This is a genomic window from Rhodococcus sp. NPDC055024 (assembly GCF_053608585.1).
The window spans coordinates 230857-253023 of record NZ_JBSGVT010000002.1; the positions used below are offsets into that span (position 1 = coordinate 230857).

Below are 22167 nucleotides of genomic sequence, written 5' to 3' on the forward strand. Positions count from 1 at the left end.
CAGGAGACGGTGATGCCAGAACCGAACCTCGCCGACGCAGTATCAAAGGGGCGTCATGCCACCGTCATGCCACGACAGTTCGCTGTGGCACGCCCGAGTACTGGCTCAGCGGCCGGATCAGCGCATTGGACTGCCCCTGCTCGATGATGTGCGCCGTCCATCCGGTGATACGACTCATCACGAAGATCGGCGTGAAGATCTCGACGTCGAAACCCATGAGGTAATACGCAGGGCCGGTAGGGAAATCGAGATTCGGCTTGATTCCGGTTGCACTGACCATCGTCTTTTCGAGGATCTCGTACATCTGCACCCACTTCTCGCCGTCGGTCGCCGCCGCGACGTCGAGGAGCGCCTGCTTCATGGTCGGAACACGCGAATCACCGTTCTTGTAGACGCGGTGCCCGAAGCCCATGACTTTTTCCTTGGCAGCCAACTTCTCCGACATCCAGGCTTCCGCGCGGTCGGGGTCGTCGATCTCGAGCATGTCGTGCATGACGGCTTCGTTCGCGCCGCCATGCAACGGGCCCTTGAGCGTGCCGATAGCGGCGGTCACTGCGCTGTAGATGTCCGAGAGTGTCGACGTCACAACACGTGCGGCAAACGTCGAGGCGTTGAAGGAGTGCTCCGCGTACAGGATCAGCGAGACTTCGAAGGCCTTCACGATCGCCGACTCCGGAACGGCGCCGAAGCACATGTTCAGGAAGTTCTCGGCGAATCCCAGATCCGACTGGGGCGCAATGGGATCCTGACCGCGGCGGCGCCGGAAATCGGCTGCCACGATGGTCGGCAGTACAGCCGTCATCCGCAGTGCCTTGACCAGATTGGCCTTCTCCGAGTTGTCATCCTCCGCCGGATCCTCGGCGCCGAGGTAACTGATCGCCGTCCGGACCACGTCCATCGGGTGACAATTGTCTGGCATCTTGGTGAGGAGTGAGAGAAGCGAGCGATCGGCGCGGCGGGCTGCACGCTCACGCAGACAGAGTAATTCGAGCTGCTCGGGAGTCGGCAACTCGCCGTACCAAAGCAGGTACGCAACTTCTTCGAAGCTGCAGTTCGCGGCAAGATCCTGCACTGCGTAACCGCGATACGTCAACGAATTCGTCTCGGGCACTACCTTGGAGATAGCCGTCGTGTCGACGACAACTCCGGCCAAGCCCTTGTAGATCGTCGGAATCTGTTCGGTCATGTCCTACTCCCATCCAAGCTGAAATTGAAAATGCCACTGTCGAATTCGTTGTAGCGCTCGTACTCGAGAATCTCGTACAACCTGCTCCGATGCTGCATCTCACCGAGCAGTCCTTCTTGAGTGCCCTCCGCAAAAATTTCGCGCAGGCCCTTTTCGATGGCGAACATCGCCAACCGCAAGGTGGTGACGGGGTAGATGACGGCGTTGAAACCGATCTCTTCCAATGTCTTCGCCGAAATAAGATTCGACTTCCCGAACTCGGTCATGTTCGCGAGGAGCGGAGTGTCGACTGCTGCGCGGAACTTCTCGAAGTCGGCCTCGGTGGCCAAGGCTTCTGTGAAGATCAAGTCGGCACCGGCGTCCGCATAGGCTTTTGCTCGCTCGATCGCGGCGTCGATACCGTCGATACCGGCAGCATCTGTGCGTGCACAGATGACGAAGTTGGGGTCACGGCGCGCCGACACCGCAGCACGAACACGGCGAACCATGTCTTCGGTGGGCACGATCGCTTTGCCGTCGAGGTGCCCGCAGCGCTTGGGGTTGATCTGGTCCTCGAGATGCAGACCGGCGATACCGTCGTCCTCGAAGATGGTGACAGTGCGGGCGGCGCTCATGGGTTCACCGAATCCGGTGTCAGCGTCGATGAGCGTGGGAAGGTCGGTGACCCGCGCGATCTGCTTGCTGTGGCCGGCGACTTCGGTCAACGTGGTCAGTCCGATGTCGGGAAGCGCCAACCCGGCGGAATACGCACCGCCGGATACGTAGACTCCTTCGAACCCGATTTCCTGAATCAGCTTGGCTGTCAGCGGATTGATGGCACCGGGCAAGCGCTGAATCTTGCCGGAGGTCAGCCCGGCGCGGAAAGCGACGCGCTTGTCGGCCGCGGACGTCGATGCTGCGATGAGGCCCGTCATCAGAAGAGTCCCTTCGCGACCTTGGGTGCCCGAGCAAGAACGTTTTCGGAGACGGTGAAGGTCAGCTGATCGAGCTCGCCGGCCTTCAGCTGCGCTGTGCGTTGTGCGGCGTCCAGGAAACGATCCTGTTCGCACGGCTCGATGACGCCCTCGGCGAGGGTGCGAAACTTCGCGACGTACTGATCGCGAGCGAACGGACGTGCGCCGAGTGGGTGCGCGTCGGCTACCGCCAGCTCGTCGACGATGACTTCGCCGCTCTTCAAGGTGATCTCGGCACGAGCACCGAAAGCCTTCTCGTCCGGATCCGTCGAATGGTAACGACGTGTCCATTCGGGATCTTCGCGCGTGGAGATCTTGTTCCACAGCTCGATCGTGTCCTCGCGCTGTGCACGCTCGGGCGCGTAGGAATGCTCGTGGTGCCACGTACCGTCCTGTAGCGCAACGGCAAAGATGTACATCACCGAGTGGTCGAGGGTTTCGCGTGACGCGGTGGGGTCGAACTTCTGCGGATCACCAGAACCGGTGCCGATGACGACGTGGGTGTGGTGGCTGGTGTGCAGGACGATCGACGCGATCTGGTCAAGATCACCTACACGAGAACGCATCCGGCGAGCCAGGTCGATCGGTGCCTGGCTCTGGTATTCCGCGGAGTGTTCCTTGGTGTACGAGTCGAGGATGGCGCGCTTCGCCTCGCCCGAACCCGGAAGCGGAACGTGATACTCCTTGTCCGGCCCACCGAGCAGCCAGGCGATGACGCCGTCTTCGCCTTCCCAGATCGGTGAAGGTGCACCTTCACCGCGCATCGCACGGTCGACTGCCTCGACGGCAACCTTGCCGGCCAGCGCAGGCGCGTATGCCTTCCAACTGGAGATCTCACCCTTGCGGGACTGCCGTGTCGCCGTCGTGAGGTGCAGTGCCTGGCCGATTGCCTGGTAGACAGTCTCGGTGCCCAGGCCGAGCAGAGTTCCGATTCCGGCGGCGGCCGAGGGGCCGAGGTGTGCGACGTGGTCGATCTTGTGCTCGTGCAGGCAGATAGCCCGAACCAGGTCGATCTGGATCTCGTAGCCGGTTGCCAGGCCACGAATCAGATCCTTACCGTCGCGGCCGGTGTGCTGAGCGACGGCGAGGATCGGCGGGATGTTGTCACCGGGGTGCGAGTACTCGGCGGCGAGGAACGTGTCGTGGAAGTCGAGTTCACGAACCGCGACGCCGTTGGCCCAGGCGGCCCATTCAGGCGAGAAGGTACCGGGGATACCGAACACGGTTGAGCCTGGCGTATACGGATGCGACCGTGCTTGCGCCCGCGCATTCACCACGGGACGGCGCACCAGGGAGGCGGCAGCAACAGCCGCGTTGTCGATGATCCGATTGATGATCATGTCGGACGTGGCGTCGGTGACGTCGACGGAATCCGTCGCAACTTCCGCGATCTTCCACGCGAGGTGGTCTTCCTTGGGGAACTCTTCGGCAGAGCGGTGGGTGCGTACGAGATGCGTCTTCATCGATCCTCTTCTCACGTGCTTCGGTATCTATTTGCACGCTACGCAGCTCGTTCACCGCGGGATAGGCCCTCGCAATTGCCTATTTGTGCAACAACAATCCTGCAATGTTGCGAATATTGCGAATGTCTACTCGGTAGGGTGAACGCGATCGGCACCGAGGAGATTCGATGAAGAAGATGTATGCGGGAGCGCGGCTGCGACGACTGCGAGAAGAACGAAACCTGTCACAGTCCGCACTGGCGAAGGCACTCGAACTCTCCCCCAGCTATGTCAATCAACTAGAGAACGATCAACGACCGCTGACGGTGCCCGTCCTTCTCAAGCTCAACGCCGAGTTCGATCTCGACGTGCAATTCTTCGCCTCCGATTCCGACGCACGCCTGGTTGCGGACGTTCATCACGCCTTGGCCGAAACCTCGGAATCTGGGGACGTATCGCTGGCCGAGGTGGACGAATTGGTGGCCCGCATGCCGGCGGTCGGACGCACCCTCGTGATGTTGCACCGCCGCCTTCACGCCGCAACCGAGCAGTTGGACCAGTTCTCGACGCAGTTGTCCGGCGAACCAGCGTCCGATGTGTCACTCGTACCGATGCCCTACGAGGAAGTTCGGGACTTCTTCTACGACCGAAAGAATCACATCGCCGTTCTGGACGACGCTGCCGAGCAGATGTTCCTGGACAACGGATTGTCCGTGGGCGCAGTGGATTTGCAACTGGCACGACTACTTCGCGATCAGCACGGCGTCACCGTGACGATCCGCACGGACGAACCAGACAAGCTCGGCCCCAAGCGCTTCTACGATCCAGACAAGTCGATCCTCACCCTGGCGCGGCGTCTGTCGGCAGGACAACGCGCGTTCCAGATCGCGATGCAGTTGGCCTTCTTCACGCAGGCTGACGTGATCGATTCCCTTGTCGCTGAGGATGAATCGCTCAGTTCCGAGTCCGCAGCACTGGCGCGCATCGGCCTCGCGCACTACTTTGCCGGCGCACTGCTACTCCCGTACTCCCAATTCCTGGAATCCGCCGAGGTCCTGCGATACGACATCGACCTGCTCAGCCTCAAATTCGAGGTCGGCTTCGAAACCGTCTGTCACCGGTTGTCCACCCTCCAACGACACGGCCAGCGCGGCATTCCCTTTTTCTTCGTCCGAACTGATCGTGCCGGAAATATTTCGAAGCGTCAGTCTGCTACCGCTTTTCACTTCTCGCGAGTTGGCGGAAGTTGCCCGCTGTGGGTCATCCATGAGGCATTCGCGAGTCCCGGACGCATCCTCACCCAGGTTGCGAAGATGCCCGACGGTCGGACATACCTCTGGGTGGCGCGCACTACTCACAGCGGCGGACTCGGATATCTCGCGCCGGAGCGGAACTTCGCCGTCGGGCTCGGTTGCGACATCGGCTACGCCGATCGCATGGTCTACTCCCACGGAATCCAGACGGACGACCCCGCGACCATCGTGCCGATCGGTGCGGGGTGCAAGGTCTGCGACAGACCGGCGTGCTCTCAACGCGCTTTCCCTCAACTCGGCCGCTCGATCTCCGTCAGCGAGAACAGCAGTAGTCATCTGCCGTATCCGCAACGATAGGACGCAAACAGTCGGGCGCAAACAGTCGGGCGCAAACAATCGGATGCACCGCCTCCACCTGCAGTTTCCCGGAGGTACAACGCTCTTCTGCTTCCATGGAGGTCATGCAACCCGATACCATGACCCCGCGCCGGCGTGTTCTTCGCCGCCTTACTGCCGTGGTTGGTGTTGCCGGAATCGCGACTGGTCTGGCCGCGTTGGCCGCGACCGTGCTCGACGTCGATCACAACATCGTGATCGTTCTGGCGTCCGTAGCGCCTCTGCTGATGATCGCACCGCTGATCGGCGCCGTGGTCTCGGGTATCGGGCGCCAGTGGATCGTGTGCGCCGCCTCGATCCTCGTCCTTGGGTTGTTCGGATGGTCTGTGAGCCCGCTGTACATCGGTGGCACTGGGGAATCGACGTCCGCGACCGGCCCGTCGATTCGAATCATGCAGACCAACTTGATGGTCGGTGCAGTGGATCCGGAGTCGCTTGTGGCGACGGTTCGCGAACGCAACATCGACGTCGTGACCGTCCAGGAGTTGACATACCAGGAAGCCGAAGCCCTGAAAGCCGCGGGACTGGAAGAAGTTCTGAGCCACCAATTCCTGGTCCCGTACACCGACGGCGGTGGCGGAGCCGGCATCTACAGTCGCTTTCCGCTCTCCAATCCGCGTAGCCTCGACGGATTTTCACCTGAAACACTCTCCGCCGAGCTAAATGTCGGCTTGTCTCAACCGGTCACGCTTTTCGCAGTACATCCGGCACCGGCCTACATCTCACCGGCCTCGGAGTGGGCGGCCGAGCAGAGAAGGCTCGGGTCCTACATCGACAAAGTCGCCGGGCGGGACAACGTGATAGTGAGCGGCGACTTCAACGCGTCGTACTCGAACAAACAGTTCCGGAATCTCCTCACGAACGGATACACCAGCGCCGCCGACCAATTGGGTTCCGGCCTGATCCCGACCTATCCGACCGACAAATGGTTTCCGGCCGTGGTCGGTATCGACCACATCATCACGAAAGGCGCCGTGGCGACTTCCCTCGAACGGATCAAGATCGAGGGATCCGATCACCACGGCTTGATTGCCGACATCACGTTGGCTTGAGTAGATACTGGATCGAGCAAGCACCGGGGCATGGTTATGCCCCGGTGCTCGCGTCTGCAGTTTGTGCCCGTTCAGGCGGCTGTGGGTGGGCTGTTCCCGCCGATCGGATGCTGATACGGATCCACCGACATCGGCGGATAGAACACCGTCTTCCGATCCGGGCCGATCTCCACCCGCCACTGCGTGTGGTGCATCGTCCGATGATGATGGCCACACAACAAAACCAGATTGTCGAGATCCGTTGGGCCACCATCACCCCAGTGAACAATATGATGAGCATCGCACCACCCCGACGGAGTCCCGCACCCCGGAAACGCACACCCACCATCACGGACGGCCAACGCTCGCCGCTGCGGAACCGTCGCGGTCCTTGCTTCCTTACCGCAGTCGAGCGGAACACCGTTCTCATCCAACAGAATCCGGGTGACCGTGCAGTCGCACGCCAACATCCGTGCAGTGTCGATGCTGATCGGGCCCACCCAATCCGTCCACGCAAATCCGAGTTCCTCGGTGGACGGCAGGAGGTCTTTGAGTGCCTGCAGATCCGTCATGTCTTTTGCGCTGGCGGTGACCGTGATGTGCGGTTTCACCCCGCCCTCGATCGGACCCAACCCCGCCCGCTCGTACCGGCGCAGTAGTTCGCAGAACCCGTCCGCCCGCCGCAGCGCCGGAGTACGCGTGTCTTTGACGCCGTCCTTCTCCGGCGTCGGCGCCGACAAACTCGACAACAACGTGATCAAACGTGCCCCGTTCACGGCATCCAGATCACCTTTCACCGACACGCGCCCGTACAGGCCTTTCGAGGCATAGAACTCGTTACGCTCCGAATCTTCCCCGACCGGGACGCCGTCTTCACGTTTTCCGTGCTGCTTCTCGATCCGTCGGATCGCTGCCCGCACCGCATCACAATCCGCGATGTTTTTCGACGCCAGGTCAAGCAGGATCCCGCGGGCCTTGTCCACATCCGTCGGCGTCATGTTCTTCGGTGGATGCTGACAAAACGACGCCACCTGACGAGCTTTCAACGCATCAAGGTCGCCGCGGTGAAAAGCATCCGCGACAACAGGTTCGAGCAACAGCAATCGCGCCAGACTGACCAACAGGCTGCACTCACCGATCTCCAGATTCGTCGAACCGTGCAGCCATTGCGCGATCGCCCGAAAACCCTTCCCGACCAGAGTCTCCCGGGAAAATATCTCCACGATCAGCAGCACCATCCGCGACTGCAATTCGTGCCGCACGCGTACCAGATCAAGAACCTCACTTTTGAGATCCTCACCATCCAGCTGCCACGCTTCCCGGCTGTCCATGCCGAAAGTTTAATCGAACATACTTTCGATATCTAGGGACATAACGGACAACTTCCGAGAACACCACAACACGAGACCTGTTGAAGTACAAACTTGTTCGCGAGGGAAACGGCACTAGGTCGGGGTGACTATCGCAAAGTTCGGATCCGGCTCGTCAAAGTACCCGGCAAGTTCTGCGAGCTTCGCAGGGTCGCCGGAAACCGAGATAGTTCCATTCGCGATCTCAGCACCCAAGTCCGCACCACCGAGCAGCACACCGAGCAAGCCGAGCCGACTCAAACTGAACGTTGCATTCACAGACTCGGCATTCACAGACCCAGCATCGATATCGAAATGAATCAATACGCCGTTGCTGAGTTCCGTTCGGTGAACGATGTTTTCGTCAGTGATGTTCCAATCGATGACGATGTGCGATCCCGCTGCGCGCACTCCGTCCACGCGAAGCGATACTGCATCGAAGACTTGACTCACCGACAGCGCCGCGGCGATGTCGGGCGCCGCGGCAACCGTGGGCGTTCCCACTGAGCCGTTGCGCAGTTCGTATGCACCGGTGAGGTAGAAGTTCCGCCATGTGCCGTTCTCGGCGCCGTACCCGAGTTGCTCGAAAGTATCGGCCTGCAGGTTCTTGGCCTCGACGTTGTCCGGTTCAGCGAAGACGACGTAGTTCACTACCTGCGCAACCCAGCGAAAGTCGCCGCGCTCGTACGATTCCCGAGCTTTTCGTAACACTTCTGCTGATCCGCCCATGAACTCCACGTGACGCTTGGCCGATTCGACGGGTGGATGCTCCCACAGATGCGCAGGGTTGCCGTCGAACCAGCCCATGTAGCGCTGGTAGATGGCCTTGACGTTGTGACTGACGGAACCGTAGTACCCGTGCGTGTGCCACGCCTGAGCCAATGCAGGTGGCAGTTCGATCGATTCGGCTATTTCGAGACCGGTCCACCCCTGGTTGATTCGACGAAGTGTCTGATCGTGGAGGTACCCGTAGAGGTCGCGCTGAAGGGACAGGAACTCGGTGAGCCGTTCGGTCCCCCACGTCGGCCAGTGGTGGGACGCAAACAGAACGTCGGATCGCGAGGCGTAGCGATTGATCGTTTCCGTCAGGTACGCAGACCAGACGTGAGGATCTCGCACCAGGGCTCCGCGAAGCGTGAGCAGGTTGTGCAGGGTATGAGTTGCGTTCTCCGCCATACACAGTGCGCGCAACTCCGGGAAGTAGAAGTTCATCTCGGACGGCGCCTCGGTACCGGGCGTCATCTGGAACTCGATCCGAACACCGTCGATCGTCTCGGTATGACCCGTTTCCGAGATCGACACCGTCGGCGAAATGAGCGTCGGAGTGCCGGTGGAGGTGGTCTGCCCCAACCCGGCTCCGACGGCACCGCGAGGACCTCGGGGTAACGCAGCCCCATACATGTACGCCGCGCGTCGAGCCATTGCCGTTCCCGCATAGACGTTTTCCTCGACAGCATGCTCCACGAGGCCCGCGGGGGCGACGATCACGCATCGCCCGGCAGCGACGTCGTCGTCGGTGGTCACCCCTTTGACCCCGCCGAAGTGGTCGATGTGTGAATGCGTGTAGATCACCGCGACGACTGGTCGATCACCACGGTGCTCCCGGTACAACGCGAGCCCAGCGGCAGCGGTTTCCCGAGAGATCAGTGGATCGATGACGATGATTCCGGTCTCCCCCTCGACCAGCGTCATGTTCGACAGATCAAGTCCCCGAATCTGATAGATCGAATCCGTCACCGCAAAAAGTCCCTGCTTGGCGACCAACCTCGACTGACGCCACAAGCTCGGATTGACCGTTGGCGGGCACTCCTCATCAAGGAAAGCGTAGGAATCGTTGTTCCACACAACTTTTCCGTCCGAACCGGCAACCACTCCCGGATCGAGCTCTGCGACGAAACCCCGCTTCGCATCGGTGAAATCGGCGTTATCGGAGAACGGCAGAGTCTCGGCGACTCGGGAGTTCGCCGCTTCGATTGCGGCCGATGCTGCGCGGGGGTCGATCATGGGCCAGCCTTTCATGCAGAATTACGGCAACGCCGTGTTGCCGTTCGAATGGGGAAAAAGCAGGGCTAGCTCAGCAACTGCGCCTTTGCAGCCGCAAACTCTGCGTCCGTCAACAAGCCGGACTGATGCAGCTGCCCCAGTTCTTGCAACTTGGAGACAAGATCGTCGGCGCCCGAAGGGGGAACGGACTGTACGGGAGCGACCTGGGCCGGCGGGGCCTGTTGCTGCTGGTACTCCTGCTGCTGCTCGTCAGCCTTGCGCTGGCTCCGTCGATCCATGGCGTTGGACGTCGCTTTTGCAGTTCCAGCCACTACCGCAGTGCGCGCCACCGTGCCGAGCAATCCGGGCCGCCCTCTGCGTCCACCTCGAAAAACCATGCTGAACTCCTTAGGTAATTGTCGCTACTGAAATGCTGCTTCGACCGCTGCGACGACTACCTCGCGCGGGATCTGAACGTGTAGGACTACTTCGCCGCCGCCGCCGCGAACCGTCGACGCGAGTTCACGCGCCCACGTCTGCTCGTAGACGATGACTGCGGCGGATGTGCCTGGTTCGAGTGACTCGCGGACCACGTCCAGATCCTCGTCACTGATCAATGCCTTGGCTTCGATGGACAGTATTGCCAGTCCGATGTCGGTGAGATCTTCGTCGACGTCGATCTGCGACACCCGTCCGTCGGCGTCCTTGGCGATGTAGACGAGGTCGAGCAGAGTGACAAAACCTCGTTCCACCACGTTTTGCAGCGCGGCAACCGCTTCGGGATCCACAGTAGAACCTGGGAATGCCAGCACCACGAGCTCGACCGGTCCGATGTTCATTGCGTCGTTCATCCATCAAGCCTGGTGGCTCCGGCGCGCAGTAACCTCACCCGCAGGGGATGAATTACCTGCCGCGATCGAACTATTTGTTGCGGCGTATGACTTCGCGAATCGGGCGCACGTGTACGCCCTCTGCCGCGAGTTCGCGTCGGGCTTTACCTCTGGTGACGAGTACGCCGATGATGCCAAGAACCCAGACGGGAAACTGCACCATCCAGGCGACGCGGAAACCGTCGAACGTGTATCCGCCCATGTGTCCGAGGATCACGCCCATCACTTGAATCACGATGAGCGAAGCGAGGAATCCGCCGATGTTGACCATGCCCTGCGCTGTGCCCATCGCCGAACTCGGATTGGACGTGCGCGCGTAATCGAAGCCGATCACCGAACCCGGCCCGCCCACCGAGATCACGATCACCAGGATCGTCAACAGCCAGAGCGGCGACGGTTCACTGCGTGAGAGCACGATCGTCCACATGAGCGCACTGGCCACCATGATGGTGAGAACCAACCACGATCGACGCATGGGATAGCGGCCGGTCAAGATTCCCAGGATCGGGCCGGCCACGATTGCCGAGATGACCGACAGAGTCAGCAGCGAGCCGACGGTCGCGGAATCGAGGCCCTGAGCCGACTTCAGATAGGGCACACCCCACAACAACGCGAAGGTGGTGATCGAAAACTGCGTGCCCATGTGACTGAAGAACCCGAGACGTGTGCCGGGTCGCATCCACACCGTCTTGATCTGTCGACCGATCTCCTTGGCACCGGCCGGCGCTGCCACCACTTCGGCGCCGGGCGGCGCATCGCGAATGACCGTCAGCGCAAGAACGAAGGCCAGAACCCCGACGGCCGCCGCGCTGCCGTAGGCGAACGTCCAGCCCGGCCCGGTCAGCAGAAGCATGAACGGCAGGGCGGACAGAACCTGACCCAGCTGACCGAGAATGCCGGTGAACTGCGAGACCAGTGGCACCTGCCGGGGCGGGAACCACTGCGGTACCAATCGCAGCACCGAGATGAAGGTCAGAGCGTCTCCCGCACCGACGGCGATGCGCGCACCGATCGCAACGGGCAGCGATTCGGTGAACGCAAGCGCCAACTGCGCGGACATCATGATGAACGCACCGACAGCGATCATGATCCGCGAACCGTAGCGGTCGAGGAGAACGCCCGCTGGAATCTGCATGCCCGCGTACACGACGATCTGCAGCACGACGAAGCTCGACAGGACGCTGGGAGAGATCGAGAACCGGTCAGCGGCAGACAGACCCGAGACACCGAAGGAAGTGCGGTGAAGCACGGCGATCACGTAGGCAAAAACACCGACACCCCAGACCAACCACACTTTTTTCATCGGGTCTGTATGTTACTCCTGTCTTTCGCAAGGCTCAGGACATGATTATTCGCGACCCTGTGACACCCAGTTCAGATCTGCTGAACGGAACCCTTCGGTGATCGCGGCGAGTGAGTCGAGACGCACGATCTGGTCTTCGCTCAGAACGACGTCCAATGCTCCGGCGTTTTCCGTGACGCGGGCAGCAAACCGAGTGCCGGGAATCGATACGGAAGGCAATCCGTACTGACGGCCCTTGGCGTCGAGCCATGCCAGGGAAACCTGTGCGGGCGTCGCGCCGAGCTCGTCGCCCACCGCACGGACCACGTCGAGAACCTTCTGATTAGCAGGGAGCGCGCTCTCTGAGAAGCGAGGAAAGCGTCGACGCAGGTCGTTGTCACCAAGCGTCTCCGCATCGAACGACCCCGCCAAGAAGCCCCGACCGACGGGTGAGAAGGGCACGAATCCGACTCCGAGTTCCGCGGCAGCCGGCACCACCTTGTTCTCGACGTCCCGACTCCAGATGCTCCACTCCGACTGGATCGCCGCGATCGGATGCACCCCGTACGCACGACGCAGTTCGTCACCGGTCGCCTCGGACAGGCCGATGTTGCGGACCTTGCCCGCCTTCACCTGCTCGGCGATCGCGCCGACGGTGTCTTCGATCGGCACGTTCGGGTCGACCCGGTGTAAGTAGTAGAGGTCCACGTGATCGACGCCGAGTCGTCCCAGAGACTCGTCGAGTGCCTGCGGTACGTACGCCGGGTCTCCGTTGATCCCGCGCTGACCGTTGGCGATGTTGCCGACCAGCCCGAACTTCGTCGCCAACTGCACCTCGTCTCGACGGTCTTTGAGAAGTTCTCCCACCGCACGCTCACTCGAGCCCTCGCCGTACACGTTGGCGGTGTCGATGAAGGTGATCCCGATGTCCACCGCATGATGCAACGTGGCGAGCGCCTCGGCCGGATCAACGGGGCCGTAGACAGGGGCGACGGACATCGCGCCGTATCCCTGGGCACTGACGGTGAGACCTTCGGCCAGAGTGACGGTGGGGACGGTCATGAAAACTCCTCGATTCGACTGAGCGACAACCTCGACAGTCTTCACCGAATCGACGCCTCACGCACCGATTAACGTCACGCTGATCGGGTTACCCTCGAGTGATGGCATTCGATTGGCTCGAACTCGTGCTCACCGCCCACCGCGAATTCGGTTCACGCCTCGCCGCAGTCGAGGACTGGAACGCACCCACGCCCGACTCCGACTGGCACGTCGAACACCTCGTTCGCCACGTCATCGAGGAGCAGCAGTGGGTACCGCCGCTCCTGGCCGGACTGACAGTCGGCGAGGCAACTCCGGACATCGTTCCCGTCGGGGACGATCTGTGGACCGAATGGCAGAAGTATTCCGATGCTGCCATCAAGGCGTGGAAATCGACGGACCTCAGTGCCCACGTTCACCTCTCGTACGGCACCGTGAAGGTGGAACCGTATCTACGCCAGCAGACCTCGGACGTCACGATCCACGCCTGGGATCTCGCGCGAGCGGTCGGCGCGGACGAGCGCCTCGATCCCGACCTCGTCGAAGCCGTCTGGTCCGACCTCGACGGGCAGCGCGACATGCTCGCCGAGAGCGGCCTGTTCTCCGCTCCCGTCGAACTTCCTGACGATGCGTCGTTGCAGGACAAGCTGATTGCCCTGACCGGCCGCGACCCTCGCTAGACGTTCAGCGACACACCCGCCGTGCGGGCGACGCCGTCCCAACCACCGGCAGGTGCACCGAGGCCGAGCAAAGCAGCAACCGTCGGCGCGACGTCGATCGTGCGAGCCTGCGTGTCGATCTTCCGTCCGCCGTCGAGAGCGGGATGCCCACCACTGAAGAAGAACGGGATGGGCAGCGTCACGAAGTGACCGTGGTTGCCGGGAATCGGGTTGGACAGTGGAGTCGGATCACTGAACCGCCAACCCTGAGCGCAAAACGCAACGACGTCACCGGCATTGGTGCCGAGATCGAATTCGGCCGGAAGGTGGCTGGATTCGACGCCGTCGACGCCGTCCACGATCTGCTGAATCCGGCTGACGGCTTCCGCCCGTTCGCCATCGGGGCCGACGAAGTAGATCAGGTCTGCGCCACCGTTCTGGGCGATCCGAATCTTGCCTGACAGCAACGGGTCCGCGTTCAGCGGTCGATCCAGGCCGATGAGCCTCGCGGGTTCCGACCAGTCCATCGAGTGGTCGGCCAACACGATCAGAATGCTCCGATTCCAACGGCCGGTGTCGTGAAGGAAGTCGACGAAGCGGCGAACCTGGTTGTCGGTGTTCTGAAGTGCGGCTGTGCGGGCGATACGAATGGACGGACCGGACAGATCCAGGTGCCCGACGCGGTCGACGTCACCGAGATTCGTGAACGACAGTCGCGGCGAGTTTCCGCCGACGATACGGATCAGGGCGTCGATCGTGAAGTTGTCCGGCGCATGCTCCGTACCGGGAACGAGCGGCTGGGGATCCCACACCAGTGAGGCTCGATCACCGAACAGCCCGTGCAGGTAGCGCTTCGACAGCACACTCGCAGTGGTCAATCCGAGTTCGGTGCGCACCCGATCCAGCACCGTCGACGTCTGCAGGTCGGAAGGCCGATCGAGGTCGCGCTTCTTGTCGACGGCCGGATCGTAGACGGAGTTGGCCGGCACTCCCGAACGCGCCGGCAGCACTCCCGTCATCATCGCCGTGTGGTTCGGCAGCGTCTCCGCGATCGTGATGGCGCTCGCGTCCGGGTAGTGAATACCGCCGGCCGCCAGCCCGGTCAGCGTCGGGGTGAGCTCCGATCGCAGCTCGTCCGGACGCATGCCGTCGACGACGATGACATGCACGTCCAGGTCCGGGATGCCAGCGCTGGTGGGCACACTCGCGCGAGCGGGCGTGCCGAGCAATGCCGTTCCCGCAACAACACTTCCACCGATCAGCACGCTGCGACGCGAAACTTCGATACTCACTGGTCGACTCCTGGTCGGTACGAGGCCTGATCGAGGGCGGCCGAGGTGGGTGAGACTCTACTGCCCGCGCCTGCCGGCAGGCGGTAGCTCACGGCGTAGTGCGCGTTGCTCTGCGGATTGGTGAGATCGTCGACGTAGTACCAGTCCATCTGGGTACCTTCGCGGGCGATTTCGAAGACGCCGTAGCCGTGCGAATCCAGTTCGACGTACCGCACGTGTCGGTTCACTGCCTTGAATGCTTCTTCTGCCGCAACGGTTACCGTGCGCGGCGGCACTTTCAGCATGTCGTCGATGTTGGGGGAAGTCACCGACGGGACGACGAACTCGGCGCCGACAGTCGGTCCACCCGGATAGTTGGCGGCGTTGGTCGGCAAGTCGCACGCCCACGACGTGTGGATGTCACCGGTGATGAAGACGGTGTTGTCCACGCCGTTCGTGGTGATCGCGTCGAAAAGCCTGGTGCGGTCGGCGGTGTACCCGTCCCACTGATCGGTGTTGTATGGGATTCCGGCGTGCGGCACTCCCACCAGTTCGGTCAACGCCGCGGTGGTCGCCGGTTCGAGCGGCGGGAAAACGCACGGCGTGATCATGACCGGATTGCCGACGATCTTCCACTGTGTCGGGGAGCTGACGATCCCGTTGGTCAACCAATCCATCTGTGCGCGTCCGGTAATGGTGCGCGACGGATCGTCGACCTGCTTCATCGTCGGCTGCTCGTCACGGTAGGTACGCAGATCCAGCATCGAGATCTCGGCAAGATTCCCGAAGCGGAACCGTCGATACAGCTGAACATTCGAACCACTACCCGAGGGGCGGACGGGCATCCACTCGAAATATGCCTTGGCCGAGTTCGCCTTTCGATCAGCCCAATCGCCTTCGACCCCTGGCGTGTGGTTTTCGGCGCCGTCCCGGTACGCGTTGTCAGCCGATTCGTGATCGTCCCACGTGGCGATGAACGGGAGCTTCAGGTGAAGTGCTGCCAGATCCGGGTCGGTCTTGTACTGCGCGTGCCGAATTCGGTAGTCGGCCAGCGAGATGATCTCGTGAGCCGGCTCGTGCAAACGGATGGATCCGTTCCTCGCGCCGTACTCCCCCTGCCCGTACTCGTAGATGTAGTCACCGAGATGGATGATCGCGTCGAGGTCCTCGCGGAATGCGAGGTGGCGGTAGGCACCGAAATACCCTGCCTCCCAGTTGGAGCAGGACACCACGCCGAAGCGGAGCCGATCGAGATCTGCCGTGTTCGACGGAGCCGTGCGGGTGCGGCCCACCGGAGAAACGGCCGAACCCGCAGTGAATCGGTACCAGTACATCGTCGACGAATCGAGTCCGGTGACGTCGACCTTCGCGGTGTGATCGGAATCTGCCGAAGCAGCGACAATTCCTGACGCCACGACGCTCGCGAACCCCTCATCGGTCGCGACCTGCCAGTTGAGCGTCACTGTCGGCCCGACGCCCGAACCCGGCGTCGCCTCTGCCGTTGGGGTGATGCGGGTCCAGATGATCACCGCATCCGGCAACGGGTCACCGGATGCCACGCCGTGCGCGAAGCCCGGGCTGCCACCCGGAACCGCGGCACCGGCGTGGCTCGCCGAAGCGACACCGAGACCTACTGCGCCGGCGAGGGCCGCCGATCCCTGCAGCAGGCCACGTCTGGATATTTGATCGAAGGCATTCGTGTGCACGCTAGGAGTGAACCCGCACCTGAACGGCCGTTCAAGAGAGCTTCGGGATGTTCACCCAGGTTTCGCCTGCGCTTCTCTGGAAGTTTGATCCAGTCGATCCCGTTTACAACCGGTAGTCGAGGACCGAGCCCCGAACCACACCGACCTTGACACCGATGTAACCGCCGAGTGCACCCCCGGCCACAATCAGGATCCAGAACGCCGGCGGAATCAGAGCCTCGGACCCGTCGACCTCCGAAAACGCGGAATAGCCGGCGATCAACGCACCGAACAGCACGGGCAGAATCAGCAGTGCGGCAAAGAACGTCAACCACACCGATACGAAGCGGCCCCTCCACCGGGCAATCTCGTGCAGAACCGTCAGAACAACCAGGAAGACACCACTACCGGTCAAGAAAGCCGCCAGAACTGCAAGCCCGATAGCCGAAATCAATTCCGACTCCACGTGAATCCCCCTGTACGTCAATCGCATGCACACTCAGCCCCGACTGTGATGGAACGAGTCTATTCACGACCGACGACGTTTCGTGACAACTCGAGTCGCTCGTCTGCCGGAAAGACACCCCGCCGACGCCTATGCTTGGAAAATGACCGAACCCGACATCAAGCCCAGAAGTCGTGACGTCACCGACGGACTCGAAAAGACCGCAGCGCGCGGCATGTTGCGTGCAGTAGGAATGGGCGACGACGACTGGGTCAAGTCGCAAATCGGCGTCGCCTCGTCCTGGAACGAGATCACGCCGTGCAACCTGTCCCTCGATCGCCTGGCCAAGGCCGTCAAGGAGGGCGTGCGGGAAGCCGGCGGGTTCCCCCTCGAATTCGGCACTATCTCCGTCTCCGACGGTATTTCGATGGGTCACGAGGGCATGCACTTCTCCCTCGTCTCCCGTGAAGTGATCGCGGACAGCGTCGAGACCGTCATGCAGGCCGAGCGCCTCGACGGATCGGTTCTTCTTGCCGGCTGCGACAAGTCGTTGCCGGGCATGATGATGGCGGCGGCCCGCCTCGACCTCGCCAGCGTGTTCCTCTACGCCGGTTCCACCCTCCCCGGCGTCGCCAAGCTTTCCGACGGCACCGAGCGGGAAGTCACCGTCATCGACGCGTTCGAGGCGGTTGGCGCCTGCTCGCGTGGGCTGATGAGCCGCGCCGACGTCGACACCATCGAACGGGCGATCTGCCCGGGCGAAGGCGCGTGCGGCGGCATGTACACCGCAAACACGATGGCCAGCGCCGCTGAGGCAATGGGAATGTCGCTGCCCGGCAGCGCTTCACCGCCCGCACCGGATCGTCGCCGAGACGGATTCGCCCGCGAGAGCGGCAAAGCCGTGGTCGAACTCCTGCGTCGAGGCATCACCGCCAGGGACATCCTCACCAAGGAAGCATTCGAGAACGCCATCGCGGTGGTCATGGCTTTCGGCGGTTCCACCAATGCGGTGCTCCATCTCCTCGCGATCGCGCACGAAGCGTACGTCCCGCTGACGCTCGACGACTTCGCTCGCGTCGGCGCCAAGGTCCCGCACCTCGCCGACGTCAAGCCTTTCGGAAAGCACGTCATGACAGACGTCGACCGTATCGGCGGCGTCCCCGTCATCATGAAGGCATTGCTCGACGCCGGACTCATGCACGGAGATTGCCTGACCGTCACCGGCAAGACCGTGGCGGAGAATCTGGCGCACATCACCCCGCCCGATCCCGACGGCAAGGTTCTGCGGGCGATGAACAAGCCCATTCACCCGACCGGAGGCATCACGATCCTGAAGGGTTCGCTCGCTCCCGGCGGAGCAGTCGTCAAGTCGGCCGGATTCGAATCCGACGTATTCACCGGAACTGCACGGGTTTTCGAACGCGAGCGCGCCGCAATGGACGCACTCGAAGACGGAACCATCACTGGTGGCGACGTTGTCGTCATCCGCTACGAGGGCCCGAAGGGCGGCCCCGGAATGCGCGAGATGCTGGCGATCACGGGCGCGATCAAGGGTGCGGGCCTCGGCAAGGACGTCCTGCTGCTGACGGACGGACGATTCTCCGGCGGCACCACCGGCCTGTGTGTCGGACACGTTGCGCCCGAGGCCGTCGACGGCGGTCCCATCGCGTTCGTTCGTGACGGCGATCAGATCCGGCTCGACGTGGGTACCGGACAGCTCGAATTGTTGGTCGACGATTCCGAATTGGAAGCCCGTAAGGAGGGCTGGGAGCCGTTGCCGCCTCGCTACACCCGTGGCGTGCTGGCCAAGTACTCCAAGCTCGTGGGATCAGCCTCGGGTGGAGCGGTCTGCGGCTGATCCCAGCTCGCTGCTAGATGGGCCGGTACCCGGCGCCAACTCCTCCGTGGGCATTGATCGTGTCCACGATGGAGGTCATGTTGGTGCCGAGTTCCGGCCCCAGGCACGGCACCCAGAGATAGGCGTTCACCATCGCGACCAGTGTCGTGCCGACCGTGACCGGTGCTCCCGAATCACCGTGGTCGACGCAGATCTGAGTCCAGGTGGATGCGTCGGCGCTCAGGTCTCCCCAGACGACGCCGCAGGTGGTGCCTGTCGTTCGGCCTTCCTTGCAGGCTGTGGCCGGGAAGCTGGCCGGAGCGCCGATCGACGTGATGGTGGCGGCGCCCACCGTTCGCACTGGTGTGACTTTCGCCGGATCGAACTGGATGACCCCGTAGTCCAACTCCGGGTTCGACTCGACGAACGTGCCGACCACGCCCGCGTCCTCGTTGCTTTCCGGGATCACGAAAGACCCGGGTCCACCGCAGTGACCAGCGGTAATACCGACAAGTCTGCCGCCGTTGTCATGACCGATGGTGGTCAACGTACACACCAGCTGGTTGTCGATGATGATGCCCGAGCCACCGCCCATGGGCGTGGGTGCAGCAACCGCGTTACTGCTGACGATGAAGCCGAGTCCGAGTGCCAAGACCAACGCTGCCAGAGCCGAAACAATTCGCTGCAACATCACAATCTCTCCGCCGGTAATCTCCCCGCTGCAAAAAACGCATACCCCGGAAAGTGCGGACTTACGCACCGGTTCTAGTCGGTAGCTCCGAGCGCCTCGAGCATCTTGCGCGCCTCCTCGAGCTGACGACTCAACTCGTCGACTCGCGCTGCAGCCATGTCTCGCGCAGCGACGATGATGGACTCGACGGCTTCGATGGCGGTGGGCTCGCCCAACTCGCGGACAGCTCGCTCGACCGCATCCGGTGCGACCGGAACCGCTTTGCCCGGACGCTTCGCGCCCTGTGTGACCGTCACGCTCCAGTCGTTGTCCGCGCCCGCATGGATGGTGACGCTGATGCCGGCCGGCAGTTTCTTCGCACGCTTGACGGCGGGGCGAGGTGTCGCGGCAGGAGCCACCGGCGGAGTCGCCGACACCGGGGCGGGTGCAGCCTGCGCCCGCGGCTTGGGCCGAACGGGTTCTACGAGTGGCTCCATAAGGGGTTCGGACTCCACAACTGGTTTGGGCCGCGGGGCCGGTTTGGCCGGTGACGCGGACACACGATTGATGCGCAATTCTTCTGCCTCGAAAGGCAATTCGTCGTTGACACCTTTGGGACGGATGAGCACGGTATTGCCCTCCACCGACACGACTTTCGCCGAGGTACCGGCTTCGATCCCCAAGCTGGGGGTTGCCTCGCGCAGATAGACGGTGGCGCGCTTACCTTCGGCGACAGCCGTGGCGAGCGCTGCCAGATTTTCCGCAGTGAGGTGATCCGGCGTTGATGCGGCAGCGCCGGAACGTCTACGGGGTGGCATGCGCAAGTCCTTTCAGAAGAATGTGGTGAATTTCAGTATCGATAGTGCTTTTCTCGGGGCAACTCTTGCACAAGCCACCGACGTGTTCGCTCTCACCGCCCGCCTGAGCCCGAGGATTCGGAGGCGGTTCGGCCGATTCAGTACTGTTCTCGGGGCACCGCGTGGAAGATGGTGGACAGTAATTCGTTGCGGCAAGAAGGAGCACGGTGAGCAGTTCGGAGTCAGAGTGGATCGACGAGGTCACCGAACCCGCCCCTGCTGAATCTCACGCTGCCGAACCTCACGCTGCTGATCCGGTCGACGTGGATGCTCATCTGCTCAGCCGAATTCAAGCCGACATCGAGGAGTCTCTCCTCGGCGGGCCCCGTTGCTTCACTCAGTCGCAGATCGCGGAATTCGCCGGTGTGACACGCGAGCGTGCCGATCGTTTGTGGGTCGCGATGGGCTTTGCAGTCGACGAGGATCCCGACGCAGTCATGTTCACCCAGCAGGACGCCAACGCCCTCAAGACGATCATCGACATGGTGAATCGAGGAGTCATCTCGCAGAGCAGTGAGGTGGCTGCCGCCCGCTCACTCGGGCAGTCGATGTCGAGGTTGGCTGAGTGGCAGGTCTCGCTGATCAGCACCCACATCATCGACCAGCTCGCCGACTCGGCGGATCACGAGCCCGAAGCGATCCGGAAAATCGTTCTGAGCCTCGGCGCTGAGATCATCCCCACGGTCGAATCTCTGCAGACGTACGTCTGGAAGCGCCACGTCGCGTCCTCGACGGGCCGCAACGTCGGAAACCCGGGCGAAGAAGTCGCGAGTCGTGTTCTGGTCGTGGGTTTCGCCGACATCGTGGGGTACACCTCGCTGACCCGCGGCCTCGACTCCGCCGAACTCAACGATCTGCTCGAGCGGTTCGAGTCGGCGTCCACCGAAATCATCGGGCGCAACTACGGCTGGGTGGTCAAGACCGTCGGTGACGAAGTCATGTTTGCCGCCGAAAGTCCCCACCACGCCGCCGAGATCGCTTTGCAGATCCAGCAAGCCGTCCTCGCCGATCACGACGATCCGCAGCTTCGGGTCGGTCTGGCCATGGGTCCGACGTTGGTTCGCTTCGGAGATCTGTACGGTTCGGTGGTCAACAAGGCCGCGCGCCTGACCAGTTCCGCTCGTCCCGGCACCGTGCTGATCGATTCCGAGTTGGCCAACCAGCTCGGCTCGGACGCCAATTTCAAACTGCGGCACCTTCGTCCGCGGCGAGTGCGCGGAATCGACAGGCTCGAACAGTACGTTCTACGACGCAATCTGGAGCCGTGAGCGTCAGCTCGACACCCCGCGTGCAACCAGAAAATCGTCCACGATCTGCTCGCACGCGGCCTCCCCGAGAGGCGTCAGCGTGGCCAGCTTGGTGAGCACCAACGGGCCGACCAACTGTGCGAGCGCGACGTCGTAGTCGTACTCCCCCAACGCGTCGATTGCCTCCGGCGAGCGCAAGATCCGATCGAACGCATGCCGATACTGCTCGAAGACCGTCTGGCGCAGTGATCGCAATTCGGGCTTGTCCGTGGACAGCGCGTCGACGCTCGAGTAGCCCTTCAGTTCCGGCCCCAAGCCGAGCCAGCACATTGCCGTCACCTGGATCGGTGCGCTTTCGATGGCCTTGGCCTGACTGGTCAACAACTCGAGCAACTGCGCGCGGAGGTCGCCTTCACCGGTCATCTCCGGCACTGGAGGTAACAGGCGTGCAAATGCCGCGGCGAGCAACTCGGTTCCACTGTCGAAATGGCGATACAACGTCGCACGTGCGACGTTGGCCAACTTGGTGACGGCATCGATCGTCACCGCGTCCACGCCGCCCTCTGCGAGCAGCTTGGTCGCCGCGTCGAGCAACCGGGACCGGGAGCGTTGTTTACGCGGGTCCTCGTCGCTGACCTGCTTGTCGATTTCCTGCTTGTCGATTCCCGCCGTCACAACTTCAGTTATACC

The 22167-nt window shown here is 62.3% G+C and carries 20 protein-coding genes; 5 read left to right on the forward strand and 15 right to left on the reverse strand.

The annotated features are described in order from the left end of the window. Positions 1–64: 64 nt before the first annotated feature. From ACWF6P_RS07550 to prpD, 3 genes are read right to left on the reverse strand one after another with little or no spacing between them, the layout of a single operon-like run. Complete coding sequence (locus ACWF6P_RS07550; protein WP_452620590.1) at positions 65–1186, reverse strand: bifunctional 2-methylcitrate synthase/citrate synthase; 1122 nt, start codon at positions 1184–1186, stop codon at positions 65–67. Further along, complete coding sequence (gene prpB, locus ACWF6P_RS07555; RefSeq protein WP_452620591.1) at positions 1183–2100, reverse strand: methylisocitrate lyase; 918 nt, start codon at positions 2098–2100, stop codon at positions 1183–1185. Before prpB ends, ACWF6P_RS07550 begins: the two co-directional genes overlap by 4 nt. Next, positions 2100–3602, reverse strand: a complete 1503-nt coding sequence (gene prpD / locus ACWF6P_RS07560) for a 2-methylcitrate dehydratase PrpD (protein WP_452620592.1) — start codon at positions 3600–3602, stop codon at positions 2100–2102. Before prpD ends, prpB begins: the two co-directional genes overlap by 1 nt. Before the next feature lie 167 nt (positions 3603–3769). Between prpD and ACWF6P_RS07565 the strand changes: the two genes are divergently transcribed. Both ACWF6P_RS07565 and ACWF6P_RS07570 read left to right on the forward strand, forming a co-directional pair. Beyond that, positions 3770–5191 carry a short-chain fatty acyl-CoA regulator family protein gene (locus ACWF6P_RS07565; RefSeq protein ID WP_452620593.1) on the forward strand — a complete coding sequence of 474 codons (1422 nt, stop codon included), beginning with the start codon at positions 3770–3772 and terminating at the stop codon, positions 5189–5191. Positions 5192–5286: 95 nt separating this feature from the next. Then, complete coding sequence (locus tag ACWF6P_RS07570) at positions 5287–6282, forward strand: endonuclease/exonuclease/phosphatase family protein (RefSeq protein WP_452620594.1); 996 nt, start codon at positions 5287–5289, stop codon at positions 6280–6282. Between the two features lie 71 nt (positions 6283–6353). Here ACWF6P_RS07570 and ACWF6P_RS07575 read toward each other — a convergent pair whose 3' ends face one another. From ACWF6P_RS07575 to ACWF6P_RS07600, 6 genes are all read right to left on the reverse strand, one after another. Next, complete coding sequence (locus ACWF6P_RS07575; protein WP_452620595.1) at positions 6354–7592, reverse strand: DUF222 domain-containing protein; 1239 nt, start codon at positions 7590–7592, stop codon at positions 6354–6356. A gap of 114 nt (positions 7593–7706) precedes the next feature. Then, positions 7707–9614 carry an alkyl/aryl-sulfatase gene (locus ACWF6P_RS07580; RefSeq protein ID WP_452620596.1) on the reverse strand — a complete coding sequence of 636 codons (1908 nt, stop codon included), beginning with the start codon at positions 9612–9614 and terminating at the stop codon, positions 7707–7709. A gap of 65 nt (positions 9615–9679) precedes the next feature. Continuing rightward, positions 9680–9991 (reverse strand): SHOCT domain-containing protein, encoded by a 312-nt coding sequence (locus tag ACWF6P_RS07585; protein ID WP_452620597.1) that lies wholly within the window; start codon positions 9989–9991, stop codon positions 9680–9682. Between the two features lie 24 nt (positions 9992–10015). Further along, a complete protein-coding gene (locus ACWF6P_RS07590) occupies positions 10016–10444 on the reverse strand; it encodes a DUF6325 family protein (RefSeq protein WP_452620598.1) in 429 nt (142 codons plus the stop codon). 70 nt (positions 10445–10514) lie between these two features. Next, entirely contained in the window at positions 10515–11786 is a 1272-nt protein-coding gene (locus ACWF6P_RS07595; protein ID WP_452620599.1) for an MFS transporter, read from the reverse strand. Between the two features lie 45 nt (positions 11787–11831). Beyond that, positions 11832–12827, reverse strand: coding sequence for an aldo/keto reductase (locus ACWF6P_RS07600; RefSeq protein WP_452620600.1), 996 nt, complete (start codon positions 12825–12827; stop codon positions 11832–11834). A 101-nt stretch (positions 12828–12928) separates the two neighbouring features. On the opposite strand from ACWF6P_RS07600, the gene ACWF6P_RS07605 reads away from it, so the two are divergent. Next, entirely contained in the window at positions 12929–13486 is a 558-nt protein-coding gene (locus ACWF6P_RS07605; RefSeq protein WP_452620601.1) for a TIGR03086 family metal-binding protein, read from the forward strand. Here the strand turns inward: ACWF6P_RS07605 and ACWF6P_RS07610 are convergent. The 3 genes from ACWF6P_RS07610 to ACWF6P_RS07620 form a co-directional block, all read right to left on the reverse strand. Further along, positions 13483–14757 (reverse strand): alkaline phosphatase family protein, encoded by a 1275-nt coding sequence (locus ACWF6P_RS07610; protein ID WP_452620602.1) that lies wholly within the window; start codon positions 14755–14757, stop codon positions 13483–13485. The two genes, ACWF6P_RS07605 and ACWF6P_RS07610, sit on opposite strands and share 4 nt — an antisense overlap. Beyond that, positions 14754–16442 (reverse strand): alkaline phosphatase D family protein, encoded by a 1689-nt coding sequence (locus ACWF6P_RS07615; RefSeq protein ID WP_452620603.1) that lies wholly within the window; start codon positions 16440–16442, stop codon positions 14754–14756. Before ACWF6P_RS07615 ends, ACWF6P_RS07610 begins: the two co-directional genes overlap by 4 nt. Positions 16443–16545: 103 nt before the next feature. Further along, on the reverse strand, positions 16546–16887 hold the full coding sequence (locus tag ACWF6P_RS07620; RefSeq protein WP_452620604.1) for a hypothetical protein: 342 nt from the start codon (positions 16885–16887) through the stop codon (positions 16546–16548). A 142-nt stretch (positions 16888–17029) separates the two neighbouring features. On the opposite strand from ACWF6P_RS07620, the gene ilvD reads away from it, so the two are divergent. Then, positions 17030–18724, forward strand: a complete 1695-nt coding sequence (gene ilvD / locus ACWF6P_RS07625) for a dihydroxy-acid dehydratase (protein WP_452620605.1) — start codon at positions 17030–17032, stop codon at positions 18722–18724. 13 nt (positions 18725–18737) lie between these two features. Here the strand turns inward: ilvD and ACWF6P_RS07630 are convergent, their stop codons facing one another. Both ACWF6P_RS07630 and ACWF6P_RS07635 read right to left on the reverse strand, forming a co-directional pair. Beyond that, positions 18738–19394 (reverse strand): S1 family peptidase, encoded by a 657-nt coding sequence (locus tag ACWF6P_RS07630; RefSeq protein ID WP_452620606.1) that lies wholly within the window; start codon positions 19392–19394, stop codon positions 18738–18740. Positions 19395–19468: 74 nt separating this feature from the next. Then, positions 19469–20191 carry a DUF6319 family protein gene (locus ACWF6P_RS07635; protein WP_452620607.1) on the reverse strand — a complete coding sequence of 241 codons (723 nt, stop codon included), beginning with the start codon at positions 20189–20191 and terminating at the stop codon, positions 19469–19471. Positions 20192–20493: 302 nt separating this feature from the next. Between ACWF6P_RS07635 and ACWF6P_RS07640 the strand changes: the two genes are divergently transcribed. Then, positions 20494–21498: an adenylate/guanylate cyclase domain-containing protein gene (locus tag ACWF6P_RS07640; RefSeq protein WP_452620780.1), complete on the forward strand. Its 1005-nt coding sequence runs from the start codon at positions 20494–20496 to the stop codon at positions 21496–21498. 3 nt (positions 21499–21501) lie between these two features. Here ACWF6P_RS07640 and ACWF6P_RS07645 read toward each other — a convergent pair whose 3' ends face one another. After that, entirely contained in the window at positions 21502–22152 is a 651-nt protein-coding gene (locus tag ACWF6P_RS07645) for a TetR/AcrR family transcriptional regulator (protein WP_378446757.1), read from the reverse strand. Positions 22153–22167: the final 15 nt, after the last annotated feature.

Coding starts and splice junctions, on each gene's coding strand:
- prpB (WP_452620591.1), bottom strand. CDS start 2,100: ATGACGGGCCTCATCGCAGCATCGACGTCCGCGGCCGACAAGCGCGTC.
- ACWF6P_RS07575 (WP_452620595.1), bottom strand. CDS start 7,592: ATGGACAGCCGGGAAGCGTGGCAGCTGGATGGTGAGGATCTCAAAAGT.
- ACWF6P_RS07565 (WP_452620593.1), top strand. CDS start 3,770: ATGAAGAAGATGTATGCGGGAGCGCGGCTGCGACGACTGCGAGAAGAA.
- ACWF6P_RS07590 (WP_452620598.1), bottom strand. CDS start 10,444: ATGAACGACGCAATGAACATCGGACCGGTCGAGCTCGTGGTGCTGGCA.
- prpD (WP_452620592.1), bottom strand. CDS start 3,602: ATGAAGACGCATCTCGTACGCACCCACCGCTCTGCCGAAGAGTTCCCC.
- ACWF6P_RS07635 (WP_452620607.1), bottom strand. CDS start 20,191: ATGCCACCCCGTAGACGTTCCGGCGCTGCCGCATCAACGCCGGATCAC.
- ACWF6P_RS07595 (WP_452620599.1), bottom strand. CDS start 11,786: ATGAAAAAAGTGTGGTTGGTCTGGGGTGTCGGTGTTTTTGCCTACGTG.
- ACWF6P_RS07570 (WP_452620594.1), top strand. CDS start 5,287: ATGGAGGTCATGCAACCCGATACCATGACCCCGCGCCGGCGTGTTCTT.
- ACWF6P_RS07605 (WP_452620601.1), top strand. CDS start 12,929: ATGGCATTCGATTGGCTCGAACTCGTGCTCACCGCCCACCGCGAATTC.
- ACWF6P_RS07580 (WP_452620596.1), bottom strand. CDS start 9,614: ATGATCGACCCCCGCGCAGCATCGGCCGCAATCGAAGCGGCGAACTCC.
- ACWF6P_RS07550 (WP_452620590.1), bottom strand. CDS start 1,186: ATGACCGAACAGATTCCGACGATCTACAAGGGCTTGGCCGGAGTTGTC.
- ilvD (WP_452620605.1), top strand. CDS start 17,030: ATGACCGAACCCGACATCAAGCCCAGAAGTCGTGACGTCACCGACGGA.
- ACWF6P_RS07585 (WP_452620597.1), bottom strand. CDS start 9,991: ATGGTTTTTCGAGGTGGACGCAGAGGGCGGCCCGGATTGCTCGGCACG.
- ACWF6P_RS07630 (WP_452620606.1), bottom strand. CDS start 19,394: ATGTTGCAGCGAATTGTTTCGGCTCTGGCAGCGTTGGTCTTGGCACTC.
- ACWF6P_RS07600 (WP_452620600.1), bottom strand. CDS start 12,827: ATGACCGTCCCCACCGTCACTCTGGCCGAAGGTCTCACCGTCAGTGCC.